Here is a 24124-nt window from a genome sequence, read left to right on the forward strand (position 1 = left end):
AAATCTTCCGCTTGAGCGTTTCGATCGAGCGATCTCCTCAGGTTTCCTGAGCGACCCATCAGAACACGAACATGTAAAGCAGAACGATGACGATCAGGGGTACGCCCATGAGCCAGAGAACGATGCCTTTCATTTCAAGACCTCCACGTCGTTGCCGTTGAATTGGTAACGCAGGCTGGCGGGAAACGTTCCCTGTCTCAAGCAGGTCACGCAAGAGTGCCCAGCGGTTGGCGATAACCGCTGAGAGGCAACTGGACTTTAAATTGCGACGAGCTGATCTTGGAGATCGCGCCCGCATTTTGGGATTGAAGCGTTGCCGCGCGGAATATCAAACAGGGTCGTCTGACGACGCCGTAACATCGAGAAATCGCTTCATAATTCCACCTCGATGCGTCGCCGGTTTGAGGTGGAATTATCCAGTCGCCGGTGACAACAGGGCAATAAAAAAGGCCGGGCGAACCCGACCTTCCCATTCGCTGCACTGCCGCTGCCCGCAAATCTGCGTCCGGCGACGACGCGCGAAAATGACTTGGCCTAATTACTTGGCCTGCAGGTTGTCTGCAGAAGACTTGCCGGTCTTGCGGTCGCGCGTCAGCTCGTAGCTGATCTGCTGACCTTCGTTGAGGCCGGAAAGGCCTGCGCGCTGAACGGCCGAAATGTGAACGAACACGTCCGGGCTGCCGTCGTCAGGCTGGATGAAGCCGAAACCCTTGGTGCTGTTGAACCACTTTACTGTGCCTGTAGCCATGACGATTCCCTTTCAATCGCTCGTAATAGACATTTCCGGAAAAAACCTCCGGATCAGGATAACCGATTTTGAAGAGGGAAGTCCGTCTCTCACGCGCTTAGGGCGCCGACACAAAGTTCGTCAGCAATATCGATTTCCGCCAAATAGGAGCTGAATGTGACGATTGCAAGGCTTTGTTCGCCCATGTCTGGACGGGTTGAGCGGCTATGCACATGTGCGTGTTCATCGCGGTGCAATGGTGGCGAATAGCGCCATGGTTTTGAGGCAAAATAGAAGGAAAACTGGTGCTGCTAGAGAGATTTGAACTCTCGGCCTCTCCCTTACCAAGGCCAGAGGCGACACCTTGTAAGATAATGGCGATAATGAATAAATTCGACTTACGCAATTGCAGTGCACAGATTTTGCACAGGTTCGATTATCCCGCTTTCTGCTCGCGACGCTTCGCCGGATCTCCCCACTTCACCAGCTTCCGCGACCAATAGACAGGATCGCTCCACCATTCCTGTTCACGCCAGAGCTGGGGAACAGGAAGGGTGTTGATTGCCTCGATCAATGGCTGCTGCGGCACGTGGGTGTAGTGCCGGCTCATATCGTCGGCGGCGTGGCCGAGGATCTGATCCTTGATGTATGGGTGTATTCCGTTGACCACGAGCTGTGTCGAGACCGTGTGGCGCCCGGTGTAGGGCGCTATGTCGAAGATCGTGACGCCGGCTTTTTTGAGGCGGTTGCGAGCGCCTTTGATGGCGCTGGAAAGCTGGCCGCCAAATTCCTCTGTCGGCGGGTAGGGCTCTCCCTTATGTGAACGGAACAGAATGCCTCCACGCGCCACCAGCGCCTCAAAGAGCGGCACCAGAAACTCGTGGATAGGAACGCCGCGCGCCTCACCCGTCTTGCTTCTGTCTAGGGTGATCCAACGGCCTTGCACGTTCACCTCTGGAGCCTCCAGAGTGAATATCTCGATCGGCCGCATACCAGTGTAAAACAGCGCCGTCATCAGTTGGGCCGGGGCGGGAGACATGGCGGCGACAAACTCAGCTGCGCGGTCATAGGACGTCGGCTTGGTGCCTGCGCGCACCTTGAGTTTGACGACGTTCGTGCCTTTGGCCTTTCTCGGCCTCTTCCACTGACGCACTTCCGCCCATTGATTGCCGGCAGCATGGTTCCAGACGGCGATGAATGGTGTGTAGCACTGCCGGTTTCTCGTCTCGGCCGATGCTGTTGGAAAGAGGATGCGGGCGGCTGCGTCCAGGTCGGACTGGGTCAAGTCTTTCAGCAGTTTTCCGCGAAAGTACGTGACGATGCCGGAAACTTTACCTGTGGCGGGAGAGACCTTGATGAGAAACCTCTCGGAGCCTCCTGACGCAATATAGGACTGCGCGGCCTCTTCGAATGTGATGAGCGCTTTCTTGCCGTGAACGCTTTCGTTCAGCAGGCGGCTTTCCGTTTGGATGCGGATCGCCTCCGCGACTTCTCGGTCGCGAGTGCCAGTAGATTCGAATATGCTTTGTCCGCGGACGGTGCCCCGGATGTAGTAGAAGTCCGAGCCTTTGCGCTCGACGAGCTTGAGTGGCATCGCATCGCATCCCAAATTGCCAACAGGTCACTCTCGCTAAAGAGCAGATCTCGACCCGAGATAGTGCATAGGCCATCTCGCTTGGCAACCTTGGTGACCGCGCGGACGGTCATCCGCAGGTACGCGCAGGCCTCATCGAGCGTGTAGATTTTACCGAGCGGGCCGTCGGATTGCGCTATCATTAGCTCCGCCTCCATGCATCAAAGTCCCGTCGCAGGTGCTTCCAGCGTTCTGCGGCTGCCGGTTCCTCATCGAGTTGCCTGCGAGATGAAATACTCAGGATCGAGCGCACCTTTGTGGCGGCGCGATCCTTGGTCAGCGGGCGCTCAAGGCCGTGGCGTTCCTCAAGGAATTTCAGGAAGGCCGGCTCCTCGCACTTCATGGCGCATTCCGCGGCGAACTTCTTTGCCTCGGGTTGGCGAGCGGCGAGCTGCTGGCGAAGGTCGCGGATCTCGGTGAAGGCGTGGCGCAACAGGAAGACGAGCGATCGCATGTAGGTCGGGCTGCGCATCATCAGCCGGCGATCGTCATAGCCGCAATCGGGAAGGATGTGAGCGATGGGCATCACCTCACCGGTCCGCGCATCCTTGGTGCAGATCTCGGCACGCTGGTTCTTGGTGTCATAGGATTCGCACCATTCCGGGCTGGCGAGGTCCAGCAGCTCGCAGACTTTCTGATAGTCCGATTTGGCAACATCCAAGTTCATCGATCGACCTCGATAGTGATCTGCCGGATGCGCTCGACGATGGCCTCGGCCTCCTCGGCGCGCTCGCTGCAAAGGCAGTCTTGGCCCCGGACCATGAGGCTGCATTCGTGCGTCCCGGTCTCAGGGTCGGTACTGCCGCACTCGCATTCGATGCCGTTGAGCGCCTGGCTGGCGGCGGCGATGGCGCGCTCGCGCATGTCGGACACGCCTTTGCGGTAGGCCTGCATGCGGCGTTTCATATCGCGTGTCGTCATGCCGCCTGCTCCGCTGCTGCGGAGAAGCGCGGCTTCATGGTGCTGAGCAGGTACGTCTCGCCAGGAATGCCGACGGGGCGCACAATGATGCGAGCGCCGTCTGCCGTGGTGTGGATGACGATGTCGGAGCTGTCGATGCTCGCCAGCATCTTCTTGAGCTGCTCGCCGTTCAGGCTGATCTCAAGGTCTTCCGGCGCATCGATCTCGCCAGAGAACGCATCATGCGCTGCGCCGCCATCCCGGCCGACCAGGTCGACGTTCACCAGTCCGTCGAGCGTGCGGATGAAGAGGGCATCCCGCGAAGCGTCGTCGATCATCACGCAGACGCGTCTGATCGACGACGACAGGGCGTCGAGCTTGACGCCGATGGTTGCGCCTGCGGGGGCGGGGATGACCCGATCATACTCGGGATACTTGCCGTCGATCAGCTTTGACGTAATCGTCACGCCATCGAAGCGCACGGCGAGGATCGCGTCGGTGGCTGCAATCGATGCGCCCTGTACTGCGCCCTCAAGCAGCTTGCGAATGCTGTCGGCGGCGCGCGGCGGCACGATGATGTGCGGGAAGGTTACACCGACCGCAGGAAATGCAGGGCATCCGCCCGTTGCGGCCGTGACCTTGGCGAGGCTCAATCCATCGGTCGTTGCCACAACGAGGCCATCGCCGCCCTTCTCCCCGTGCAGGCAATAGCCTGTGAGATAGACGCGATCGTCATTCTTATTCAGGGCGAAGGATGCCTTCTCGATGGCATCGGCCAAGGGCTTGCCGGATATCGGTGTCCAGCTAAGCGCGGCCTTTGTTGGGATGACCGGGAAATCATGCGCAGGCAGGAACGGAACCGACAGCCGGGAATGGCCGGTCGAGATCGTGATACTGTCCTTGCTCCGTCCGGGGCCAAAGCTGATCTCGGCGCTTTCCGGCAGTGTCGCCAGAATATCCTTAAACCGCGCTGCCGGGATGGTGAACGGGATAGGCTCGACGATCGAGATCGCCTCGCATTCCGCGTCAATCTGCAGGTCGAGGTTTGAGCCGCGCAGCAGAATGCTATCGCCGGTCGGCTCCAGCAGGACATGCGACAGTATCGGGATGGTGTTGCGCACTTCGATCGCCCCCATCACGCGTGCAAACGCCTGGTGGAGATTGGAGCGGTGGATGGTGAACCAGACGTCAGCCACGGGCGCGCACTCCAGTCTCGCAGAGGCCGGCCAGCCGCAGCTCGTTGACGGGGGGGCGTAGATCACACGTCTCACCGAATGTGTCGTAGACGAGCTGGAGCAGCTCCATCGTTGGCTCTCTATCGGCTATGGCTCGATAGATGCGCTCCACGTCGGAGCGCTCGAATTCGGGGCGGAATACGGCCATTAGCTTGTCTCCCTGATGAGTTTGGTTTTTCGGATGGCACCGGGCGAAACGCCACGGCGCTCGATGGCGATCTCACGAGCGTCGGCGGCGCAAAGGGCGTCAATGTCGATGGGTGCGAGGTCCGGATCGTGGAAGTGAACGCGGAAAGGCTGGAGGTCGGAGGCGCTCATCGTTGGGCCTCTTTCTCCAAGTTCGAGATTTCGCGGTCGAGATACCAGCGTGCCTTTTTGAGCTCCTGAGGAAGGGCGTCTTTCTTGCCGGCTCGCGAGATGTATTTGACGGTGTTTCCCAGGTTGAAGCCAAGGTTCCATGCCTCGATAACCTTGATGGCTTCATAGGGGTTATCGGCGCCACCGTAGTGAGCGGGATGATTGACCGCATCAGCATTGGCTGCCTCCCTCGGCTGGGGTGGGGGCAGCGAAGCGCGCAGGAGCTTTCCCATCTTCTCCGGTCCGCAGTGGTCGATCTTCTTGACCGCGTCCTCGAACGACAGGATCCACGCATCCGGCTTTCCAGCCCAGGTGTAGCCGGAGCCGCCAGTGCGCCAAACGCCGTTTTCGGTCTCGATGTGGACCAAGACACCAGCCCATGACCGGGTGCGCTCGCTGTTCGGAAATCGGCGCAGATACTTCTGCGTGATGAAGTCGGTTCCGAATAACCTACTCATATCCGTCCAGCCTCCACGGCGCGCCGACGCGATTTCCATTTCGCGTACTCGATGAAGGACATGGAGCCGTCGTAACTCAGCCAGTCCTGATAGGCCTGCTGCGAGCGGGTGAGCTTTGGCGGCTTCGGGCTGTGTTCAGTAATGGCTGCTTTGCCGGTGTCGGTTACCCGAAAGACATCATCCCCGCCGCTCAGGGCATTCCCGGACCGCACCGTCATGAAGCCGGCTTTCACCAGCGCCATGCAATCGGCGTGATCCTTGCTGCCTCCGCCGGTCACAAAATGGTTTCGGTAGAAGGTGCCTCGCCCGTACTCGTCGAGACCAAGGGAGTGCTGCAAGATGTGGAGCTGCTTAGCGTCCATCGCCGCTGGCCTCCGCGTTGGCGTCCAGCACGTTGCTAGCAACGTCCCAAACGACGGCATTGCTCTCTGCCGGGTGATCAACGATCCACTTCAACGCCTTCCGAAACTGGTCGTTCTGGCTATGGACGAGGTCGATGGTCTCCCACGCGGCGAACGGATCTTCCAGTTCATCGACCTGCTCGGCGACCTTCATCATCTCAGCCGCGAGGGCGACAACCTTATCGACGGGAGCAATGCCCCTGCCGTCACAGGCGCTGCAAATCATGGAGGGATAACCAACGGGGCAATTCTCGCTCTGCTCGAACGTGGTGCAGGGGCACGCCACCACATTCGTCTGCGGCGCTGGGCTGATGCGTTCGCCGCGCTGGGAGAGCATCATGCAGAAGTTCGCGACGTCGATCGGGTCGCCCTTCTCGACGTGTTCGCGCAGGAGCTGCGAAAGGAACACTTCCGAGCATTCGGCCTTGTTCTCCCATCCGCCGCGACCTTCATCGCGTTTCTTCGCAAGCTTCTCCTTCATCTCGTAGAAAAAGCTATCAACGGCGGCGTCGTCTGCATGAGGTGGGCGGCCCTGCTTTATCGGCGCAGCCCCGAGGTTTGCGAAGCTATGAGTTTGCTTGGGCTTTCTCATTTCGAGCCCTCCAATGCAGCGGCGGGAGCGGCGTCGTCGGCCCGGATCTTCGCAGCCAAAGCGCGACCTTCACGCGTCAGCTGGTAGCCGGAGCCGCGCAACAGTCCGTCATCCTCCGACATCAAGCCGCGCAGCAGTTTGGCAAGGCCCTTGCGAGCGAGAGCGCGGACTGCGCGCCGCGCCGCGGCAAAGTCAATGCCTGCGTCGATGGCGATCGTCTTGAGGTAGATGCCGTAGTCTTCGTCGTACTCGGCGAGCGCCAGCAGCACAGGTTCTTCGCGGGCGGTGACGCTGGTTGCTACCGTCGGCATCTGCTTGTCGAGCCGATAGGCAACGATGTCGTCGACTTCGCCTGTGTGGCTCCACCTGGTGGCGTAGCCTTCACCGGCGAGGCTGTGCTTGTCGCCCTTGCCGTGGCGATGGCGGGTGACGAGGGGCGTCCCGTCTTTGACCGGCATGGGGCCGCCGATCCACTCAATGAACTTTTCAGCCATTGGCGCGGCCCTCCGCAATGTCGTCGGTATCTACGTCTCGGAACGTCGAAATCGGGCCGTCCGTTGGCTCTCCGGTCTCAAGGTCGACGACTGGGGAACCTTCCAGGCATGCGGCGTGACATGTGCCCTCGGTGATATCCGTCGCGCACAGGTCGTCATCCTTGAACGGCTCCGCGCAGATCGGGCATTTGTAGGCATCCTGACCACCCTGTTGCGGAGCGCTTTCGTCGGCCTTAAGCATCGCCTGCCAATGCTTGAAGCCATCGAATTTGCGGCGCTCGCGCTCGGATTCTCCTTTGAATGGTTCGTCGAGCACATCGAAAAGCCACCGCAGTGCGGCCATGATATCGGCCACCTCCTCAAAGAGGTGGGTCCGGTTGAGCTTGTGCGTGACCGGCTCGGCTTCATGGAAGCCTTGGATCAGGCAGCGAGCCAGCACCTGCGAAAGCTCGGCGCACTCCTCGGCGCACTTACCGAGCGCCTGGTGCAGAATGACGTCGGGTTCGGGTTTCCAGAGGGTGATGCTCATGCCGCCACCCTCCAATCAGCGCTCTTCCGATTCTCCTCGATCGCCTGCACGTGCATCGAGATCCGGGGCAGTGATACGTGCATGACGTGGTAGGCACTGCGCTCGAAGCTGCGGACGGTGTGGATGATCTTGCGGGTGTCAGGTGCAGGCGCGCGGCGCTGGCTTTCTTCCCACTTGTGCATGCGAAGGCGCAGGTAGCGCATCATGCTCGGCAGGGGCACGCCGAAGCGGACCGCCAGCTCGCGGGCGGTCTCGCCCCGTTCCCAGAGGCGGTGCACGATCGGCTCGGCCGGGATCGTGCCAGAGTGAGGGTATTTGTGGCCCATTACTTGCTCCTGTCCTGCGCGGCTCTCGCGCGCTCGGGAATGGTGAAAAGGTCGAAATAGAGATCCTGCAGGTGCGCTCGGTCGATGCCGTGGCGCTCTGCGATTTCGAGGTGCGTTCGGTGCGGGTGCACCAGGCAGTCGACGAGGGCGAGTTGCTCTGGCTTCGTCAGCTTGACGCTCATCATTTGGCGCAGCACGAAAGACGCGCTCGACGACGGCAGGGCGCGCGGCGTGGGCGCTGCAGGGGTGGGGAAACGAAGGACGGTTGCGGTCATCAGACGCGAGCCTCCGACGCAAACTGCCATTCTTTCTTGAAGGCAGTGCCGCCGGCCAGCGCGGCGGAACCGATCATCGCCATGCACAAGATGAGGATGACGCAGGCGAGGAAAAAGCGGCTCGGGCAGGCCTGGAGCCGTGCCTTGTGATAGCCGGTGTAATGCTCATTCATGACCAGAGGCTCCGATTGGGGACGGGAAGGGAACACCTTCGATGTCGGCCCAAAGGCCGACGCCGAAAGCGTTCGGCCTCAAGCGGCGCGGCTGGCGATGCGCACGCGGATGTGTCGGGCGGACTGCTCGAAGGCGAGTTCGCGGGCGGCGTCGCCGTATTTGATGATCTGCTGCTGGGTGAAACCTTTGAGCTTCAGCGCGAATTCCGTGCAGCTCTCGCCGAGCAGGCGCATGGCGTCGGCCATGGAATGGGTGATCTGTTCCGGGGTATTTCCGAGCGGGTTTTGCATTGGTGTCTCCTCATCTGCAAACTGCGTACGAGGGACATCGTTATACGCATGATGCGTAAATTGCAAGTGGGTTTACGAAAAGTGCGTAAATCAAGGAATTGATAACGCCCGTTAAGAATCGACTCGACACGTTGACGGGTTCCGTGTTTTTGTTCGCGGTATGTTCTTGCGTAGCGGAGGCAACGGTATGATCAACGACACCGAAGACGTTCAGCGTGTTGTGGTTCGCTCACCAGAAATTGGGCGCGAAACGAGAGAAGCCCCCGCTGATCAGGTGACCGGCGAGGGCGACGATAGGTGGGTGCTCGATGGCGCGCTGGAGGTCAGTCGGCGCTTTGAGTTTTCAGTGACTCGGGTTTCCCGATAACTATCTACGGGCGATGTGGCCGCAGACCCGGCCGATAATCGTCAGACGCTCCAACTCAACCGTGAACGTCTCTAGAGCGGGATTGTCAGAGATAATGCGCACCTGCGGCGGATCGCTAAATGGGACCCGCTGCAACCTCTTGATTTGAGGTTCGGTTTGTCCGTCACTGATTGCGTAGACCGTATCAGTCAGCATCGAATTCTGCGCCAGGTCGACGATAACGCGATCCCCTGGAAGATACGTCGGCATCATGGAGTCTCCGACGATCTCCATGATGAGCGTGAAGCCGGGCGATACCTTGGCTTCATTGCGCAGGTAGCTCTCAGGGATAAGCCATTCAGCGACGACGCGATGTCCGGCGACGGTCTCGCGGCCGACTGGAAGATTGATCACCTCGCCGACCGAACCGAAGCCAGCACCGAGTTTTACGTCGACCTCTGGGACCGCGCCATCAACGCTCGGGTGCCAGTGCTCGCGGCTGTAACTAAGGTCGCCTTCGGCGCCGTCGACTTCCTCGCTGTCGGGGTCGAAACTTGACACGAAAGAGCTAGGGAGGCGCGTGAGTGCCCAGACGTCCTTTGGCTCTATCGGCGGGTTCCCGCGGCCTTTGAGGGCTTTCAACAGCTTTCCGGCTAACTCGGTGCTGATCGAAGGCTTCCTATATTCGTCCGGGTTCTCGTATCTCTGGATGCTGGATGCGCGGCTGTAACCCATTTCCCGAGCTAGCTCGTCCATGGACATACCGGCGCGCTCGCGAAGCTTCCGCCACTGATTTGAGATGTTTTCGCTGGTGTCGCTCATATCACACCTTTACGCGAAACACGTTTACGCATTCCACGTTGACATGTTTACGCACTCTGCGTATGACTTGCTTGTCCAACTTGAGGAATGAACCGTGTCTGCATCCAATCCGGCTGATATCGTTATCTCGAAGTTCGGCGGCCTCACTAAAACGGCGAAAGCACTGTCGACCGACGAGAAGCTCTTTCCTGTTTCGACCGTGCAGGGCTGGCAGGACCGGGGCAGGATACCTCAGGGCCATTGGCCCGCGCTTATCGCTGTCGCGAAGCGTGATGCCGTGGATCTCGACATAGGTGATTTTCTCGGCGCCTCGATTGAGGCGGCCGAATGACGATGTTCCCAAAGCAAGGCCTGAGCCTCCTCCCTCTCCCTGGCCTTGCCTCCTGGCAGGGACGCGTCGCCCTGCGGCGCGTCCCTGTCTCTGTTTTTCCATCTGCCTATCCATGTGGTCCCCCGTGATCTGATGGGCTGACCCTACGCGCGGCCGCCGCGCGGTTCATGGAATCCTTTCCGATTTTCTTTTCCTTGCTTTCTGCGGGGTGTTTTTGTGCGCCTGATTTCCGACGAAACCATTGTCTCCCTCAAGGGCATTGTCGATGCCTGCTACCGCCTCGGCGGCGGCGTGACTTCCTTCGCGCTCCTGACGCGCGTCGGCGTCTCGACGCTGGTCAAATACGCCTCGCGCGGTGACCGGCGGGATGACGGGCGTGACGAATACATCGAAACGATGATCCCCATCGACATCGCGCTTGAGGCGGACATGCGTGCCGGATCTCCGATCATCACGTCGGAGATGGCCCGCCACCTCGGGTTCAGGTTGGAGCCTTTGGCCACTGCAGCCTCGAAAGGTTCGGCTCTGTCCGAGCGGGATGCGCATCTGGTGCTGTCCGAAGCGATGGACGTCTCCAAGGCGCTTTTGAAGGCATTCGAGGATGGCCGGATCGATGCGCTTGAGCGTCGTCAGCTTGGCACCGAGTTGCGCGAACTGATCCGCGCCGCGACCGACGTGCTTGCCCGCCTGGAGGATGCGCCATGACGGGTAGCCTTCCAAAGAACATCGGGCCGAACGGTCAGGCAGTCATTGAGCAAGCTTTGTCGGCGGGAAGCTTTCGTTCTCAGAACCTTGGGGATCAGCGCGCCTGCCGCAGCCTGAATGGCCGTCAGCTACTCAAGCGGGATGCGTCCGACGCGTGGCTCTGGTATCCGACCGATAGAGCTTATGAGCTTGCCGGTCACGAGCGTCCGGCAATCGGCGTGGACCTCGTCAATCATTGGGGCGGGGCGCTTGAGCTTCACGCGGCCAACCATACGCAGGCGTCCGATATCGCACCGATCGGCATCGATGGCGGCGGCATCGACGTCATGTGGACGTCGCCTCCCTGCAAGCATTTCGCGGCTCCGGCCAGACCGCCGGCACTGACGCGGCTACCGCATCATCCGCTGGCGGCGCTGTTCCCGATGATACCCGACGACGAGCTGCGTGAGCTGGCGGACGATATCGCCGAGCACGGCCAGCAACAGCCGGTGTGGCTGCTTGACGGCTCGATCATCGACGGGCGCAACCGCGAAGCGGCCTGCCATCTCATCGGCATCGACGCCTGGACGAAGGAATACGAGGGTGACGACCCGCTCGGGTTCGTGCTCTCGCTCAACCTGCGCCGTCGGCACCTGAGCGAGAGCCAGCGCGCAATGGTGGCGGCGAAGATCGTCATCTGGAAGCGTGGCGTAAACCAGCACACGACAGGGTCAGCAAATTTGCCGACCCGCGATGCGGCGCGGATGCTTTCCGTGTCGGAGCGGGCCGTCATCGCTGCGCGTCGCATCGATACCCATGGCATCAAGGAGCTTTCGGCGGCGATCCGCGACGGCAAGATCTCGGTGCATACCGGCGAGGCGCTGACCCGTCTGGAGCACGAGGCGCAGCAGGACATTCTCCGGCGTGAGAAGAAGGACATCATCGCGCAGTCCAAAGAAATCCGCCGGGTTGACGCCGAGAAGCGGCACCAGGTGCGGCTTGCCCATATGGCGCATGTGGCGCAGACCGGAGCCGAAACGGCGGGGCGGGTAGGTCAGAAATTCCCGGTCATCTATGCCGATCCGCCGTGGAAGTTCGGCGTGCATTCGGAAGTGACCGGGCGCGAGAAGAGCGCCGAAAACCACTATCCGACGATGGATACTGATGCGATTTGCCGCCTGTTTGGCGAGATCGGCGCGCCGGCGAAGGATGACGCAGTCCTCTTCCTCTGGGCGACGAACCCGATGCTGCCCGACGCGCTGCGCGTCATGGAGGCATGGGGTTTTGCCTACGTTCATCATTGGATCTGGGACAAGGAAGTCGCTGGAACGGGCTATTGGGGCCGCGACCGCCACGAGCTGCTGCTGATCGGCAGGCGGGGCAACCCGGCGGCGCCATTGCCGGGCACGCAGCCGCAGACTGTTCACATTGAGCGCAAGGGCGACCACAGCGCCAAGCCCGATTTCTACGCCGAGACCATCGAGCGGCTTTATCCGGATATGCATCGGCTGGAAATGTTCTGCCGCAATCCGCGTCCCGGCTGGACCGCTTGGGGATACGAGGCCGGGGAGGGGCGCGAGTGATCAACATCCTCGACCGTCGCTCTCCAGTCGAGGTTATGCGCGATTTCGACGCCTTGCCCAAGGCGGTACGCGAGGCGGTTGCCAATGCCAGCTTCGCCTATGATCCGAGATTCACACGCGGCAAGTCGGCCGACGATGTCGTAGCCATGATCCATCGGCTCGATGCGCGGTGGTCGCAATGACCGCGCTCTCTCCGATCGTCGAGGAACTCTACAACGCGACCGACGACGCCGAACGCGCCCGGTGGCTGCTGACTGTGCCGCAATCCGTCCTCTATCGCGACCAGGTGATGATCCGCCCGGCGCTTTTGCGGGCGGGCATGCGCACGGCATTGAACTACCTCGCCGTCGAGGTCGCGGCCTGCTGCGCCGTACGGCGGCCCGACGGGTCGCTGCGGCCTGAAATCACCCACTCACGCGAGACCGCTCGCATCGAACTGCTCGCCGTTGCTGGCGTGGCGGCAACCTTGGAGGCTGCGCATGTTCCGGACTGACCTATTTGGCGAGACCAGCGCGGCTGCGATTTCTGCCGGCTGGACCGACGTTCCCATGATCGTCGACAGTTTCGCGGGCGGCGGCGGTGCCTCGACCGGCATCGAAATGGCGCTTGGCCGCTCGCCTGATATCGCCATCAACCACAATGCCGATGCGCTGGCGCTGCACGCTGCTAACCATCCCGAGACCAATCATATCTCGGAGAACGTCTACCAGATCGACCCGCTCGACCATCTGCGCGGCAAGCATATCGGGCTCGCGTGGTTCTCGCCCGACTGCAAGCACTTCTCCAAGGCCAAGGGCGGCAAGCCGGTGGAGCGCAACATCCGCGACCTGTGCTGGATCATACCTGGCTGGGTCGAGCGCATCCAGAAGAGCGGCGGCAAGGTCGACGTGATCATCATGGAGAACGTCGAGGAGTTCAAAGATTATGGCCCGCTGATCGAGACTGATCGCGGCCTGATGCCTGATCCGGATCGCCGGGGTCAACTCTTCGAAAAGTGGTGCAAGAAGCTCCGTCGCCTCGGCGGGAAGATCGAGTTTCGCGAGCTGCGTGCCTGCGACTATGGTGCACCGACCATCCGCAAGCGGCTGTTCGTGATCATCCGGTTCGACGGTAAACCGATTGTCTGGCCGGAGCCGACGCACGGCAAGCCGGCTGACCCCGATGTTGTCGATGGCAAGAAACTGCCATGGCGCACCGCGGCGGAATGCATCGACTGGTCGCTCGCCTGCCCGTCGATCTTCGATACCTCGCCTCAGATCTGGGCGAAACATCAGCTTCGCGCCGTGCGACCACTGGCGGACGCAACGATGGCGCGCGTGGCGCGTGGCATGAAGCGCTATGTGCTCGATGCGGAGCGGCCATTCCTCGTCAACCTGACGCATGGCGGCCGACTTGAATCGGCGGACCAACCATTCAACACGATCACGGGCGCGCATCGCGGCGAGAAGGCTGTCGTGTCACCCTACGTCGCCTCCTATTGCAGCCACACGGACGGGCGTTCAGAGCGCACATCGGAGCTGGACGATCCGCTTGCGACGATCCCGACGGAAAACCGCCATGCCCTTATTGCGCCATCGGTCATCCGCTTCAACACTGGCGCAACGGGGCAGGACGCGCGCGAGCCGCTATCGACGGTGACTGCCAACAGCTTCATCAAGCGGCCGGGCGGCGCTGCGCCTCTTGGCGTCATCTCTCCGCACCTGATGACGATGCGCAATGCTGGCAAGCCGTTCAACGGCGCTGACGAGCCGACGCATACGATCACGGCCGGCGGCGCTGGGCTGACGCTGGTTGCGCCTGTCCTCACTGCGGCGCAGCAGGGCGGCTCCGTTCGCTCGGTCGAAGATCCGCACCACACGATCACCGCCAGCAGCAAGGATCAGAACGCCGTCATCGTGCCGACGCTGATCGGCTGCGGCGGCAGGGCAGGGCAGAGCCGCCCGCGTGGCGTGGATGAGCCGACAGCGACCAGCACGGCCAAGGCCGACGGTTGCGTTGCCATCGCCTTCATGGCGCAGCACAACAACGACAGCCGTCGCACCGGCGGCGTAAACCCCGGGCGACCGGCGGACGCGCCGATGTCGACCGCAACGCAGAGCGGAAGCCAACAGGGCGTCGTGTCCGCTTTCGTGGCGCGGCAGTTCGGAAACTCCACGGGCCACGGCGTTGATCGACCGAATGCCACGGTAATGCCTGGTGGCGACGGGAAGTCGCAGCTCGTCACGCCGTATCTCTCGCATCTGTACACGTCGAACACGGCGGGCGGAGAAGGTGATTGCCACAAGCCTATCAAGACCGTGACAGCGGGCGGAAATCATGCGGCGATGGTGACGCCGTACATGCAGGCCTACTACGGCACAGGCGATGGGCAGCCCGAAACGGAGCCGACGCGAACGATCACGACGAAAGACCGCCACGGCCATGTGGAGGCGACCGTCACTGTGCCACCCTTCACTCCAGAGCAGGCTGAGCGGGCTCGCGAGGTCGCTAACTTCATGCGGGCGCACGGCTTCTGGGACGATCGCGAGTTTGTCACGGTCGAGATCTCCGGCGTCACCTTCGTCATCGTCGACATCGGTATGCGCATGCTGACGCCGCGGGAACTCTACAATGCTCAGGGCTTCCCGCCGGATTACATCATCGACGGCGCCCACGACTACCAGGCGGACGGCTCCGGGCCGGTATGGCGCGAGTTCTCCAAGTCGGTGCAGGTCTCCTGCGTTGGCAACTCCGTGTCGCCGCCCGTCGCCTGCGCCCTGGTCGCGGCCAATTGCGGGCACCTCGCCGTGCAGAAGGCGGCGGCATGACCCTTTTCATCATTACATTCATAAATCTGGAGGCGGCGGAATGAGCCAGGAGGCGACCATTCGCCGTGGCGTGCGAAATGCGCGGTATGCGGCAATACCGAACCATGTGTTTGAAGACGCGCGGCTAACCATGGAGGCTAGGTGGCTGCTCGGCTACCTGCTTTCAAAGCCCGACAACTGGACTGTCGTCATTGGCGACATCATCAAGAAAGGCAGCTGCGGGCGCGATAAAGCGCGCAAGATGATCGCCGAGCTGGTCGAGTTTGGCTATGCCGAGCGCGAGCAGCAGCGGGACGATGGGAAGTTCGGATCTTCAGTTCTGGTGATCTTCGACGAACCCCGCAACATGCCGGAAAATATGGCTTCTGGCGAAAGTGTTGCATTTCTACCGCAGACTGAAATGCCGTCGCCGGTTTCGCCGTCGCCGGTTTCGCCGTCGCCGGTAAAATCGGCACATAGTAATAACTTAGATTCAGCAAATACTGATTATCAGAATCAGAGAGAGGGCGTGCGCGAGGATCAGAATGGGGAAGATTCCCCTGTGGAGCTGCGGAAGCGCTATCGCACACTTGAGATCGGCAGGAACGGAAACCCATGGCCGAACGTGCTTTCCTCTGGTGGCGACTGGGGCTTTCGCCACTTCGTTGCTCTGACGCCGGAGGAGCGCCACCGCGCAGAAGATAGGCGTGATGCCTTCCTCGCGGCTTGCCCGAAGATCACGAGCGGAAAGCGAAAGGGCGATGTCGCTGCACCACCACTCGGCGTCTATCTTCGCGATAAGCGGTTTGACCTCGTCGACGCAATTGCTCCGAAGGCCGTCAAAGCGGCGACAAAGGTGGAGACAGTTTCCGTTGCGCCGTTCGGGCCAGTTTGGGCAGGGCTTAGGATGCTGCCGCTTTTGTCCGGACCTGTGGACGTTGGCATGCCTGCAGATACCCGTCAGGCTGCGCGTAGCATGTTCGAAACCATAAGGCGCTCAAGTGAGGCGCGAGCGCAATCCTACCTCGCTCGCAAGGGCATAAGCTTCGACGGGCAGGATCTCGTGTTCCCGGATGGCTACGAGGATGCCGAGTATCGCCGTCGCGTCCTGGAGGCTGGATATCCCGAAACGAACCGCTTGAACGCCCTGGCGGCCGAGCGTGGCTCCGAGAAGGCCGGTGCAGCCTGCGCAGTGTTCTCCGAGCTGTGTGAGGCGGTGCCTGTCGGCTCGGCCGTGTACGAGCGCTGGCGCGATCACCACGCGGCCATGAACTGGCCCTTCGTGCCCGATCCCGGCTCGATGCGCGTCGTCTATTTCCCAAAAGGCGGGCCGGAAGGTCTCGACGAATTTGAAGTTGCCGCACGTGCGGCCATCGCAGAGGAGCGGAGCAATGATCATGCAGCGTAAGGTTTATCAGGGTGTTCCGGTCATCATGAACGATCCGCGCATTGATCCGGTGAGGATGGCGAAGGCATGGGCGAAGGACGGCATGCGCTCGATTCGGGCGAACATGCTGACCATGGCGGCAGCGAATCAGCCGGGTAATGCATCGTGGTTCGTCATCCAGACGGTCACCGGGCGCGAGAAGCTTGTGGAAAAAGAGCTGCAGGACGCAGGTGTCGATGCTCTTTTGCCGATGCGAAAAGGCAAGCGCGTGCTCAAGCGTGGCCGTATGAGGGACATTCCGGAGCTGCCAGCGATGCCGGGATACGTGCTAGTTCACTGCGTCTACAGCGCCGCTGCAATGGCCGGTTTGAGACATGTCGACCACGTGCTTTGGGTGGTAGGAAAGCCGGAGAAACCTTATCGAGTCCCTGTCCAAGAAGTGGATGCTTTCAAGGAGAAAGCAGAGGCCGGCCAGTATGATCACCGCGACATCACGGTGACGTTTTCGAAGGGCGAGAACGTTCGGATCTCGGACGGTCCTTTCGCTTCGTTTCCCGGTGTCGTGACCTCGGTCGACGAGAAGCAACCCTATCGCATCACGGTCGAAGCCAGCATCTTCGGGCGGGCAACGCCGATCGAATTGGATATTGCGCAGATCGAGAAGTTATGACTACAACATGCCTGCGGACGATCCGAGATCCCTGCGTGAGCCCATCAAGTCACCGGCTTTGACCGTTGGCGTAGGAGGTAGAACCTCCGGGCTGCTTACCGGTCGGACCCCGCCCTGAGCGCCTCACATTCGAGGCACCGATTCAGGGCCGGTGCGCAAGCTTTGACCAGACGACAGGCGGCCGAGAGGTCGCCTTTTTCATATCAAGAGATATGGACTTTCAATTCCAGAGCAACATCGCGGAATGGACGCGCGGCCTAGAGGACATCTACAAGCGCCAGATCCCGTTCGCGACGGCGCAGGCTTTGAACGATACCGTCGAGGATCTGCGTGACTACCATCGCATGATCTTGCCGATCATCTTCGATAGGCCGACACGCTACACCCTGAACAGTCTGCGGGTCTTGAAGGCGAGCACACGGCGCGACCTGGTCGCAGGCATCTACTTCAAGGAAAGCAATCGCGCCGGCAGCCACTACCTCATACCGCAGGTTGAAGGTGGCACTAGACCACGCAAGGCCTTCGAACGATGGCTCATCCAGCGTGGCATCATGGCCTCGAATGAGTATGCGGTGCCAGCGTCCGGCTTGAAGCTCGATGCATACGGCAATGTCTCGGGCAGTGTGATCACCAGCATCCTGTCACAGCTGTTCGCTTCGCCTGATGCGCATCAGTGGGAGACAGCACGGTCTCGCAAGCGGGCTGGCCCGTCCCGACATCGCTACTTCGTACCTCAGGCCGGTAGTTCACTGCGTCGCGGGATCTGGCGACGGAAGGGAAAGAACGCGATCGAGCCTGTGTTCATCTTCCTGTCGTCGGTCACGTATCGGGCTCGATATCAGTTCCACGATATCAGCCAGGAGAGAGCACAGATGCTCTTTCCCATGCACTTCGAACGACGGTTGCTTGCGGGCATTGAAGATCAGCGGGCCTACCGCATCCGCAATGACATGGCCGCTCCCGCTTCGGGATGGTCAATGCCTCGCTGACCGGCGATCCGGACGGCGACGAACTGCATCGAACCCCGACCGGGCAGGTCGCGGGTCCTCCCAGCGATCCGAAGACCCGCGAGGTAGTTCGAACCCCGATCTGTTTGAGTATTTGGCGCGGCCGACGGGCTGCTTTTTCCATTGTTGTTGTTGTGGTTCCTAGATGGCCGATGAAACCACCGTTCTGAACGACGATCAGCTGCGCGACCTGGTCGCTCGATATCCGCTGCCCGAAGGTGTGCTCGATTGCAGCATGACGCGCGAAGAGCTTGCTGAAGCGCTTGCTGTATCGCTTCCGACGATCACCGAGTGGATCGGCAAAGGTATGCCGGTCAAGGAAATGGGCGGCCAGGGGCGCCCCTATCAGCTGGTGCTGTCGCATTGCTGGGCATGGCGGCAGGCTTGGAAGGCGCAAGAGGATCTGCGGTCTGACCAGGTGAAGAAGGCGCAGGCGGCAATGCGCCTCGCCCTGGTCGGTGGGTCAGCGGGTGATAGCGAAATGGCGCTCGACCCGAAGACGCGCAAGGAAATCCTGTCGGTCCAGATCGAGCAGGAGCGCTTTCAGCGCGAGCGCAACGAGCTGCTGCGCCGCGCGGATGTTGCGGAAGCATTCGATACCCTTCTCGGTCTCGTTCGGGACACGATGGAAAGCGCACCGGACCGGATCGAGCGGCGCGAAGCGATCCCAGCGAAGGTGACGGATGCACTCGTCGAGGTCTGTGACGACATGCTCGCCGAACTTCGCCGGCGCGTAGAAGACTTCTGGTCAAAGCGACCAGTTCAGGAAATTCGACAGGCTCGGGATTTGTTCGATGCATAGTCCTCCTGCCTGGTTGCGGTTCCTGCCGCCATCGCCGCCTCCGAAGTTTGCAGACCCCGGCGACCTCATCATCGAGCGCCTCGGCAGCCTGCGGCCCGCCTTGCGTATCGATGTTCCGACCTGGGCTGAAAGCAGTCGGCGTCTTTCGACGAAGGAATATCAGGGTCTCTGGAAGAACGATTTCGCACCCTACATGACCGAGCCGTCAAGCATGGTCACCTCGCGGAAGTACAGAGCCGTGGTTTTCGCTGGCCCGGCTCGAACATCAAAGTCGGAGAGCCTCGTTCTCAATGGCATCGGTCATCGTATCGATTGCTCGCCAGCCGACACATTGGTTGTCTGCCAAACGAAAGACAGTGCGAAGGCTTTCTCGGAGAAGAAGCTGGCACCGATGCTTAGGGCAAACCGAGATCTTGCCGCAAAGCAGCTAACGAGCCGGGGTGCGGACAACATTCACGAGAAGAAGTTCCAAGGGAACATGAACCTCGTGATCGGGTGGCCGGTTATCGGCTACTTCAGTCAGAACGAATACACGTTCGTCATTCTGACAGACCGCGACCGCATGCCGGATGACATCGATGGCGAAGGTGATCCACTGACGCTTGCAAAGAAACGGACACAGCAGGCCGGATCGCTCGGCATGGTGGTCGAGGAGGGTTCGCCGGGCCGGATCATCCAACAGGACGATTGGAAGCCGGAAACACCGCACGAGGCGCCGCCATGTTCCGGCATCTTTGCGGACTACAATCTTGGCACGCGAGGCGCTTTCTACTGGTACTGCCCTTCATGCAACGAGCCGTTTCGACCGGAGTTTGATCGACTGCAATGGGAAACGAAAGCAACCCCCGCCGAGAGTGCGCAGACCGTCGAAATGGTCTGTCCGAACGGGTGCTGTATCCCGCAAGCGCACAAATTCGAATGCAATCGGACCGGCGTTTGGTTGCATGAGACGAGCGACGGCAAAGACGTCTGCGAGATCGGGGATCGCAACATTCGAGACGCAGAGATCGTCTCCTATCGTTGCGAAGGTCCGGTTGCGGCGATGCAAAACTGGGAACAGCTCGTTTCCACATACCTCGAAGCGAAGGCAAAGTTCGATGCTACCGGCGACGACACTTCGCTGAAAGCCACGATCACGCTCGACCATGGCAAGGCGTATTTGCCGCTTGTCAGGACGATCGGCGAGTCTCTCTCGGAAGACACTCTGACGGCGCTGGCCGAGCGGTATCCGCTCAAGATCGCGCCGGCAGAAACGCGCTTCATCACAGTGGAAGTCGACATTCAGATCAACCGCTTCGTTGTGCAGGTCGATGCCTGGGGCGAGGGGCTTGAGCGCTGGCTGATCGACCGCTTCGACATCGCACAGCCGCCGGCGACGGCGCCGGGCGGTGAGCGCGACGAGAAAGGCAATACGCGTCGAGCGATCGACCCGGCGCGCTACTTCGAGGATTGGGATGCTCTGCCGCCGCTGCTGCACCAGCCTTATCCGGTCGCCGGATCGGAGTTTTCGCTGATGCCGGTCGCGATGATCATCGACTCCGGTGGGCGACCTGGTGTCACGCCGAACGCTTACCGGTTTCTGCGCCGCTCTAACCGGCAGGGCCTCGGGCAGCGCGTCTATCTGGCGAAGGGTAGCGCGCGCATCGAGGATCGCGCCCGCCACACAGAGCCGGAGAAAGTGCTGCAGCAGAAGGGCAAGAAGATCAGCGATGTGAAGCTGGTGTTCATCAACACCGACAAGGTCAAGGACGAAGTCGTTGTCGGGCTGACGCGGAAAGAGGCTGGTCCCGGCAAGTTCCATCTCAGCGAGCACCTGCCTTCTCAGGTTTTCGCCGAACTGTCATCCGAAGTTCGAACAGACAGCGGATGGGCGCCGCGCAAGAGCAACATCGCCAACGAAGCTTTCGACTTGGCCGTCTACGGCAAGGCTCTGGTGATCATCCTCAAGGGTGAAAGCATCGATTGGGGCAACCCTCTGAAAATGCCGCATTGGGCAAAACCCGTTCACGAGAACAGCTTCGCGGTGCGACCGCAGGGCGAAGCAAAGACATCCGAACTGATCCACCCCGCGCCGGTTCGCCGCCGTCGCGTCCTCTCTCAAGGTATTCGATGATGGCTGGAATTACCCTCGACCAGGCGCAGGCGCAGCTTGATTTGTGGCTGAACGCCAGCATGGCGGTCGCGAAAAAGCAGTCCTACTCGATCGCGGGACGCTCGCTGACGTTGGCGGACGCCGCCGATATACAGTCCAGCATCAAATACTGGAATGACATGGTGCAGAAACTCGCGGCGTCGGCCTCAGGCCGTGGACGTATCCGGTATGGAGTTGCGGAATGAAGGCGCCACGCTTTCCGGCCAGTCGCTCCGGTGTCTCCGCGCGTATGACTTTGCTCGATCGGGCGATTGCCGTCTTCGATCCGGTTCGTGCGGTTCGCCGTCATCAGGCTCGCACGACCCTTTCGCTCGCGACAGGTGGCTTCAAGGGCGGCAAGAAGGGCCGTCGGCAAACAGCGAATTGGGACGTCGACGGCGGCAGCGCAAATCAGGATACCGTTCCGGATTTGACGACGCTTCGCGCACGGTCGCGCGATCTGCGCCGCAATGTGCCTATTGCAACAGGTGCGATCGCTACGCGGATCACCAACATCATCGGCGAGGGCCTGCGGGTCTATCCGCAGGTCAACCGGGACGTTCTCGGCCTGACAGTCGATCAGGCCCGCGAATGGAACCGGGCCGCCAAGGCCGAGTTCGAGCTTGCGGCATGGACAGCGGATTTTACCGGGGTCCAGAGCTTCGAGGAGTTGCAGGCGCTCGTGTTTGGCTCCACCGACGAGTCGGGTGACGTGTTTGCTATCCGTCGTTACCGTAAGGATCCGGGCGACACCTACGGCACAAAGTTGCAGATCGTCGAGGCTGACCGCGTTTCCAATCCGAACTTCGGCATGGACAGTGATACGCTTGTTGCCGGCGTCGAGACCGACACCAATGGCGTAGTCCGTGCCTATCACGTGAGCGATCGCCATCCCGGCGATCTCTTTCGCAAGGCAATGAACTGGCGTCGGGTGCCGGCCTTTTACAAGGACGGTCGGCCGATTGTCCTGCACCTGTTCAAGCGTCTTCGGCCCGACCAGGCGCGCGGTATTCCCTATCTGGCTCCGGTTATCGAGATCCTGAAGCAGTTCGGGGAATACACCGATGCCGAAGTGCAGGCGGCGGTGATCTCGGCCTTCTTCACCGTGTTTGTGAAGGGCGCACCGGACGGAACTTCCGGCCCTCTGCCGATGCCTGAGGGCAACAGTGGTTCCGATAAGGACGAAATCAAGCTCGGCGCCGGCGCTATCGTGGGTCTCGCCGACGGCGAAGACGTTACGATTGCGGACCCCAACCGGCCCAATCCGAACTTCGACGCCTTCACCATGGCGTTGTTGCGCCAGATTGGCGTTGCGCTCGAAATGCCTGTCGAGCTGCTGATGAAGCATTTCATGGCGAGCTACTCCGCCAGCCGTGCAGCGCTCGAAATCGCCTGGCAAACGTTCCGCCGCGAACGCGCATGGTTGGTGAAGAGCCTTTGTCAGCCGTTCTACGAGTGGGTGATCGAAGAGGCGATCCTAACCGGCCGCCTGCAGGCGAAGGGCTTCTTTGATGATGCCGCCATTAGGGCTGCCTGGCTGCGGTCCGACTGGTACGGCCCGACGAAAGTGTCGCTCGATCCGAAAAAAGACGCGGAAGCCGACACGATCGATATCGGCAACCGGACGAAGACCCGCCAGCAGATCGTCATGGAGCGCACAGGCGGCGACGTCGAAAGCAAGCACGAGCAGCTCGCCTACGAACAGGATCTTGCCGAGCAGAACGGGTTGATTGCCTCGCCCACGGCTGCCGTCTCTGAACTGAACCCTCCGGCCACCAATGACGAGGAGAAGGAAGAATGAACCCGACTACACTCGCAATGATACAGGGTTTTATCCAGCAGCTCGGCGCCAGCGGTCCCTCCGGTCTTTCGCCTTGGGCTGTGCGCGGCGATGCGGTTGCCGCCTCGTTGCAGACCGTTCGCGCTATCCGTCAGCCGCCGCAAGCGGGCGGCGCGGCTGCTGCCGTCTCGACAGTCAATCGCCGCGGCACACCGCTCGGTAACGGCACCTTTGCGACGCGGGTCGGCAACGTGGCAATCATTCCCGTGATTGGTCCGCTCGTCTCCCGTTTCAGCTGGCAATACTGGTCCTATGACGAGATCGTGCGCGATCTTCGGCTGGCAGCGTCGACGCCCGGCATCGAGGCTGCAATTCTCGATATGGACACGCCCGGGGGCATGGTCGACAACGTCGATGCGGTCCCCGCCGAAATCGCCCGGTTGCGGGAAAAGATGCCAGTCTATGCGCACGCCAATTTCTGCTGCAGCGCCGGCTATTGGATCGCGGCTAGCACCGACAAGGTGTTTGCCAGCAAGACAGGCCTCGTCGGGTCGGTCGGTGCCTTGATCCGTTATGTCGAGATGGAAGGTATTCTGACGCGGCTCGGCGCCAACGTCGTCGAGGTGATCGCCGAGCAGAGCCCGAACAAGCGGCTCGCTCGCGACAGTGAGGAAGGGCTTGCCGAACTGCAGGCTATCGCCGACGACGGCGCCGAGTTGTTCATTCAGGGTCTCGTCGAGAGCCGTGGTGTAACCCGCGAAGCCATCCTCGAAAACTACGGGCAAGGCCTCGTTTTCACGGCCGGTGAAGCGCTTCGCCGTGGCCTGGTCGATCAAATCGCATCTCTCGAAGAAGTTCTGACGGAACTGGCGGGCCGTCAGGAAAATTCAAGCCTCGCGGCCCCCGCCGCCGCGAAAGCCGGAACCGAAAAGGAATCCACCATGCTTACACTTGAAACTCTGAAGGCGGAGCATCCGGATCTCGCTTCCGCCCTTCGCGCGGAAGGCGCCGCCGATGCTGCGCGGGGCGAGCGAAACAGGCTGCTCGGGATTGATGAACAGGCCGCCGGCTTGACGGGTCACGACGAGCTGATCAGGGCCCTGAAGGCCGATGGCAAGACCACGCCGGCGGAAGCTGCTCTGCAGCTGCTTGCTGCCGAGAAGGGCAAGAACAAGGAACGCCTGCAGGGTCTGCAGCAGCTCGACCAGGCAGCGGCAGGCGTCGAAAGCCTGCCGTCTGGCGGAACTGGCGGCAATTCGCAGTCGTTCCCCAAGACGCCGGAAGGCTGGAAAGCCGAGTGGGATGCAACGGCGAAGCTGCAGGAAGAATTCCCGACGGCGGAATCCTACATCGCCACGATGAAGCGCAAGGCCGCCTAAGGGCGACCTCTTCACCCCTCAGGCC

At 61.0% G+C, this 24124-nt stretch carries 32 protein-coding genes; 15 read left to right on the plus strand and 17 right to left on the minus strand.

What is annotated here, in order from left to right; all coding sequences use genetic code 11:
- Window positions 1-538: 538 nt before the first annotated feature.
- From ASD52_RS14070 to ASD52_RS14135, 16 genes are all read right to left on the minus strand, one after another.
- Window positions 539-748, minus strand: a complete 210-nt coding sequence (locus ASD52_RS14070) for a cold-shock protein (protein ID WP_025425871.1) — start codon at window positions 746-748, stop codon at window positions 539-541.
- A 415-nt stretch (window positions 749-1163) separates the two neighbouring features.
- On the minus strand, window positions 1164-2321 hold the full coding sequence (locus ASD52_RS14075; RefSeq protein WP_057224655.1) for a site-specific integrase: 1158 nt from the start codon (window positions 2319-2321) through the stop codon (window positions 1164-1166).
- Window positions 2322-2502: 181 nt separating this feature from the next.
- Window positions 2503-3027, minus strand: a complete 525-nt coding sequence (locus ASD52_RS39985; RefSeq protein ID WP_244497467.1) for a hypothetical protein — start codon at window positions 3025-3027, stop codon at window positions 2503-2505.
- Window positions 3024-3281 carry a hypothetical protein gene (locus tag ASD52_RS14085; protein ID WP_057224656.1) on the minus strand — a complete coding sequence of 86 codons (258 nt, stop codon included), beginning with the start codon at window positions 3279-3281 and terminating at the stop codon, window positions 3024-3026. The genes ASD52_RS39985 and ASD52_RS14085 overlap by 4 nt, the downstream gene beginning before the upstream one ends.
- Window positions 3278-4456: a DNA polymerase III subunit beta gene (gene dnaN, locus ASD52_RS14090; RefSeq protein ID WP_057224658.1), complete on the minus strand. Its 1179-nt coding sequence runs from the start codon at window positions 4454-4456 to the stop codon at window positions 3278-3280. The genes ASD52_RS14085 and dnaN overlap by 4 nt, the downstream gene beginning before the upstream one ends.
- Window positions 4449-4643: a hypothetical protein gene (locus ASD52_RS14095; RefSeq protein WP_057224660.1), complete on the minus strand. Its 195-nt coding sequence runs from the start codon at window positions 4641-4643 to the stop codon at window positions 4449-4451. The genes dnaN and ASD52_RS14095 overlap by 8 nt, the downstream gene beginning before the upstream one ends.
- On the minus strand, window positions 4643-4813 hold the full coding sequence (locus ASD52_RS39305; protein WP_200954038.1) for a hypothetical protein: 171 nt from the start codon (window positions 4811-4813) through the stop codon (window positions 4643-4645). The genes ASD52_RS14095 and ASD52_RS39305 overlap by 1 nt, the downstream gene beginning before the upstream one ends.
- Entirely contained in the window at window positions 4810-5349 is a 540-nt protein-coding gene (locus ASD52_RS39310) for a DUF3310 domain-containing protein (protein ID WP_200954040.1), read from the minus strand. Before ASD52_RS39310 ends, ASD52_RS39305 begins: the two co-directional genes overlap by 4 nt.
- A complete protein-coding gene (locus tag ASD52_RS14105) occupies window positions 5307-5672 on the minus strand; it encodes a hypothetical protein (protein ID WP_057224662.1) in 366 nt (121 codons plus the stop codon). Before ASD52_RS14105 ends, ASD52_RS39310 begins: the two co-directional genes overlap by 43 nt.
- On the minus strand, window positions 5662-6303 hold the full coding sequence (locus tag ASD52_RS14110) for a hypothetical protein (RefSeq protein WP_057224664.1): 642 nt from the start codon (window positions 6301-6303) through the stop codon (window positions 5662-5664). The genes ASD52_RS14105 and ASD52_RS14110 overlap by 11 nt, the downstream gene beginning before the upstream one ends.
- Window positions 6300-6797: a hypothetical protein gene (locus ASD52_RS14115; protein ID WP_057224666.1), complete on the minus strand. Its 498-nt coding sequence runs from the start codon at window positions 6795-6797 to the stop codon at window positions 6300-6302. Before ASD52_RS14115 ends, ASD52_RS14110 begins: the two co-directional genes overlap by 4 nt.
- Window positions 6790-7326: a hypothetical protein gene (locus ASD52_RS39315; protein WP_063991840.1), complete on the minus strand. Its 537-nt coding sequence runs from the start codon at window positions 7324-7326 to the stop codon at window positions 6790-6792. Before ASD52_RS39315 ends, ASD52_RS14115 begins: the two co-directional genes overlap by 8 nt.
- Window positions 7323-7652: a hypothetical protein gene (locus ASD52_RS14125; protein ID WP_057224668.1), complete on the minus strand. Its 330-nt coding sequence runs from the start codon at window positions 7650-7652 to the stop codon at window positions 7323-7325. Before ASD52_RS14125 ends, ASD52_RS39315 begins: the two co-directional genes overlap by 4 nt.
- A complete protein-coding gene (locus ASD52_RS14130; RefSeq protein WP_057224670.1) occupies window positions 7652-7927 on the minus strand; it encodes a hypothetical protein in 276 nt (91 codons plus the stop codon). The genes ASD52_RS14125 and ASD52_RS14130 overlap by 1 nt, the downstream gene beginning before the upstream one ends.
- Window positions 7927-8100, minus strand: coding sequence for a hypothetical protein (locus tag ASD52_RS39320; protein WP_200954041.1), 174 nt, complete (start codon window positions 8098-8100; stop codon window positions 7927-7929). Before ASD52_RS39320 ends, ASD52_RS14130 begins: the two co-directional genes overlap by 1 nt.
- Window positions 8101-8178: 78 nt before the next feature.
- A complete protein-coding gene (locus ASD52_RS14135) occupies window positions 8179-8391 on the minus strand; it encodes a hypothetical protein (RefSeq protein ID WP_057224672.1) in 213 nt (70 codons plus the stop codon).
- 187 nt (window positions 8392-8578) lie between these two features.
- Here ASD52_RS14135 and ASD52_RS14140 point away from each other — a divergent pair, with 187 nt between their 5' ends.
- The gene (locus ASD52_RS14140; RefSeq protein WP_025424606.1) at window positions 8579-8758 is read left to right on the plus strand and encodes a hypothetical protein; all 180 of its coding nucleotides are present in this window, start codon (window positions 8579-8581) and stop codon (window positions 8756-8758) included.
- On the opposite strand, the gene ASD52_RS14145 is transcribed toward ASD52_RS14140, so the two are convergent.
- Entirely contained in the window at window positions 8759-9559 is an 801-nt protein-coding gene (locus ASD52_RS14145) for a LexA family transcriptional regulator (protein WP_025424605.1), read from the minus strand.
- 94 nt (window positions 9560-9653) lie between these two features.
- Here ASD52_RS14145 and ASD52_RS14150 point away from each other — a divergent pair, with 94 nt between their 5' ends.
- From ASD52_RS14150 to ASD52_RS14215, 14 genes are all read left to right on the plus strand, one after another.
- Window positions 9654-9890 (plus strand): hypothetical protein, encoded by a 237-nt coding sequence (locus ASD52_RS14150; protein WP_057224674.1) that lies wholly within the window; start codon window positions 9654-9656, stop codon window positions 9888-9890.
- A gap of 216 nt (window positions 9891-10106) precedes the next feature.
- Window positions 10107-10595, plus strand: coding sequence for a hypothetical protein (locus tag ASD52_RS14155; RefSeq protein ID WP_057224676.1), 489 nt, complete (start codon window positions 10107-10109; stop codon window positions 10593-10595).
- Window positions 10592-12157, plus strand: a complete 1566-nt coding sequence (locus tag ASD52_RS14160; RefSeq protein WP_057224678.1) for an MT-A70 family methyltransferase — start codon at window positions 10592-10594, stop codon at window positions 12155-12157. Before ASD52_RS14155 ends, ASD52_RS14160 begins: the two co-directional genes overlap by 4 nt.
- The gene (locus tag ASD52_RS14165) at window positions 12154-12339 is read left to right on the plus strand and encodes a hypothetical protein (RefSeq protein ID WP_057224685.1); all 186 of its coding nucleotides are present in this window, start codon (window positions 12154-12156) and stop codon (window positions 12337-12339) included. The genes ASD52_RS14160 and ASD52_RS14165 overlap by 4 nt, the downstream gene beginning before the upstream one ends.
- Entirely contained in the window at window positions 12336-12650 is a 315-nt protein-coding gene (locus tag ASD52_RS14170) for a hypothetical protein (RefSeq protein WP_057224686.1), read from the plus strand. The genes ASD52_RS14165 and ASD52_RS14170 overlap by 4 nt, the downstream gene beginning before the upstream one ends.
- Entirely contained in the window at window positions 12637-14964 is a 2328-nt protein-coding gene (locus tag ASD52_RS14175; RefSeq protein ID WP_057224687.1) for a DNA cytosine methyltransferase, read from the plus strand. The genes ASD52_RS14170 and ASD52_RS14175 overlap by 14 nt, the downstream gene beginning before the upstream one ends.
- A 40-nt stretch (window positions 14965-15004) precedes the next feature.
- On the plus strand, window positions 15005-16351 hold the full coding sequence (locus ASD52_RS39325; protein WP_200954042.1) for a helix-turn-helix domain-containing protein: 1347 nt from the start codon (window positions 15005-15007) through the stop codon (window positions 16349-16351).
- Complete coding sequence (locus ASD52_RS39990; RefSeq protein WP_057224688.1) at window positions 16335-17000, plus strand: transcription termination/antitermination protein NusG; 666 nt, start codon at window positions 16335-16337, stop codon at window positions 16998-17000. Before ASD52_RS39325 ends, ASD52_RS39990 begins: the two co-directional genes overlap by 17 nt.
- A 212-nt stretch (window positions 17001-17212) precedes the next feature.
- Window positions 17213-17989, plus strand: coding sequence for a hypothetical protein (locus ASD52_RS14190; protein ID WP_057224690.1), 777 nt, complete (start codon window positions 17213-17215; stop codon window positions 17987-17989).
- 163 nt (window positions 17990-18152) lie between these two features.
- On the plus strand, window positions 18153-18809 hold the full coding sequence (locus ASD52_RS14195; RefSeq protein ID WP_057224691.1) for a hypothetical protein: 657 nt from the start codon (window positions 18153-18155) through the stop codon (window positions 18807-18809).
- Window positions 18802-20922 carry a terminase gpA endonuclease subunit gene (locus ASD52_RS14200; RefSeq protein ID WP_057224692.1) on the plus strand — a complete coding sequence of 707 codons (2121 nt, stop codon included), beginning with the start codon at window positions 18802-18804 and terminating at the stop codon, window positions 20920-20922. Before ASD52_RS14195 ends, ASD52_RS14200 begins: the two co-directional genes overlap by 8 nt.
- A complete protein-coding gene (locus tag ASD52_RS14205) occupies window positions 20922-21146 on the plus strand; it encodes a DUF6148 family protein (RefSeq protein ID WP_057224819.1) in 225 nt (74 codons plus the stop codon). Before ASD52_RS14200 ends, ASD52_RS14205 begins: the two co-directional genes overlap by 1 nt.
- Complete coding sequence (locus ASD52_RS14210) at window positions 21143-22741, plus strand: phage portal protein (RefSeq protein WP_082571814.1); 1599 nt, start codon at window positions 21143-21145, stop codon at window positions 22739-22741. Before ASD52_RS14205 ends, ASD52_RS14210 begins: the two co-directional genes overlap by 4 nt.
- Window positions 22738-24099, plus strand: coding sequence for a S49 family peptidase (locus ASD52_RS14215; protein WP_082571815.1), 1362 nt, complete (start codon window positions 22738-22740; stop codon window positions 24097-24099). The genes ASD52_RS14210 and ASD52_RS14215 overlap by 4 nt, the downstream gene beginning before the upstream one ends.
- Window positions 24100-24124 lie beyond the last annotated feature (25 nt).

The organism is Ensifer sp. Root142 (assembly GCF_001426785.1).
Classification (GTDB): Bacteria; Pseudomonadota; Alphaproteobacteria; order Rhizobiales; family Rhizobiaceae; genus Ensifer; species Ensifer canadensis.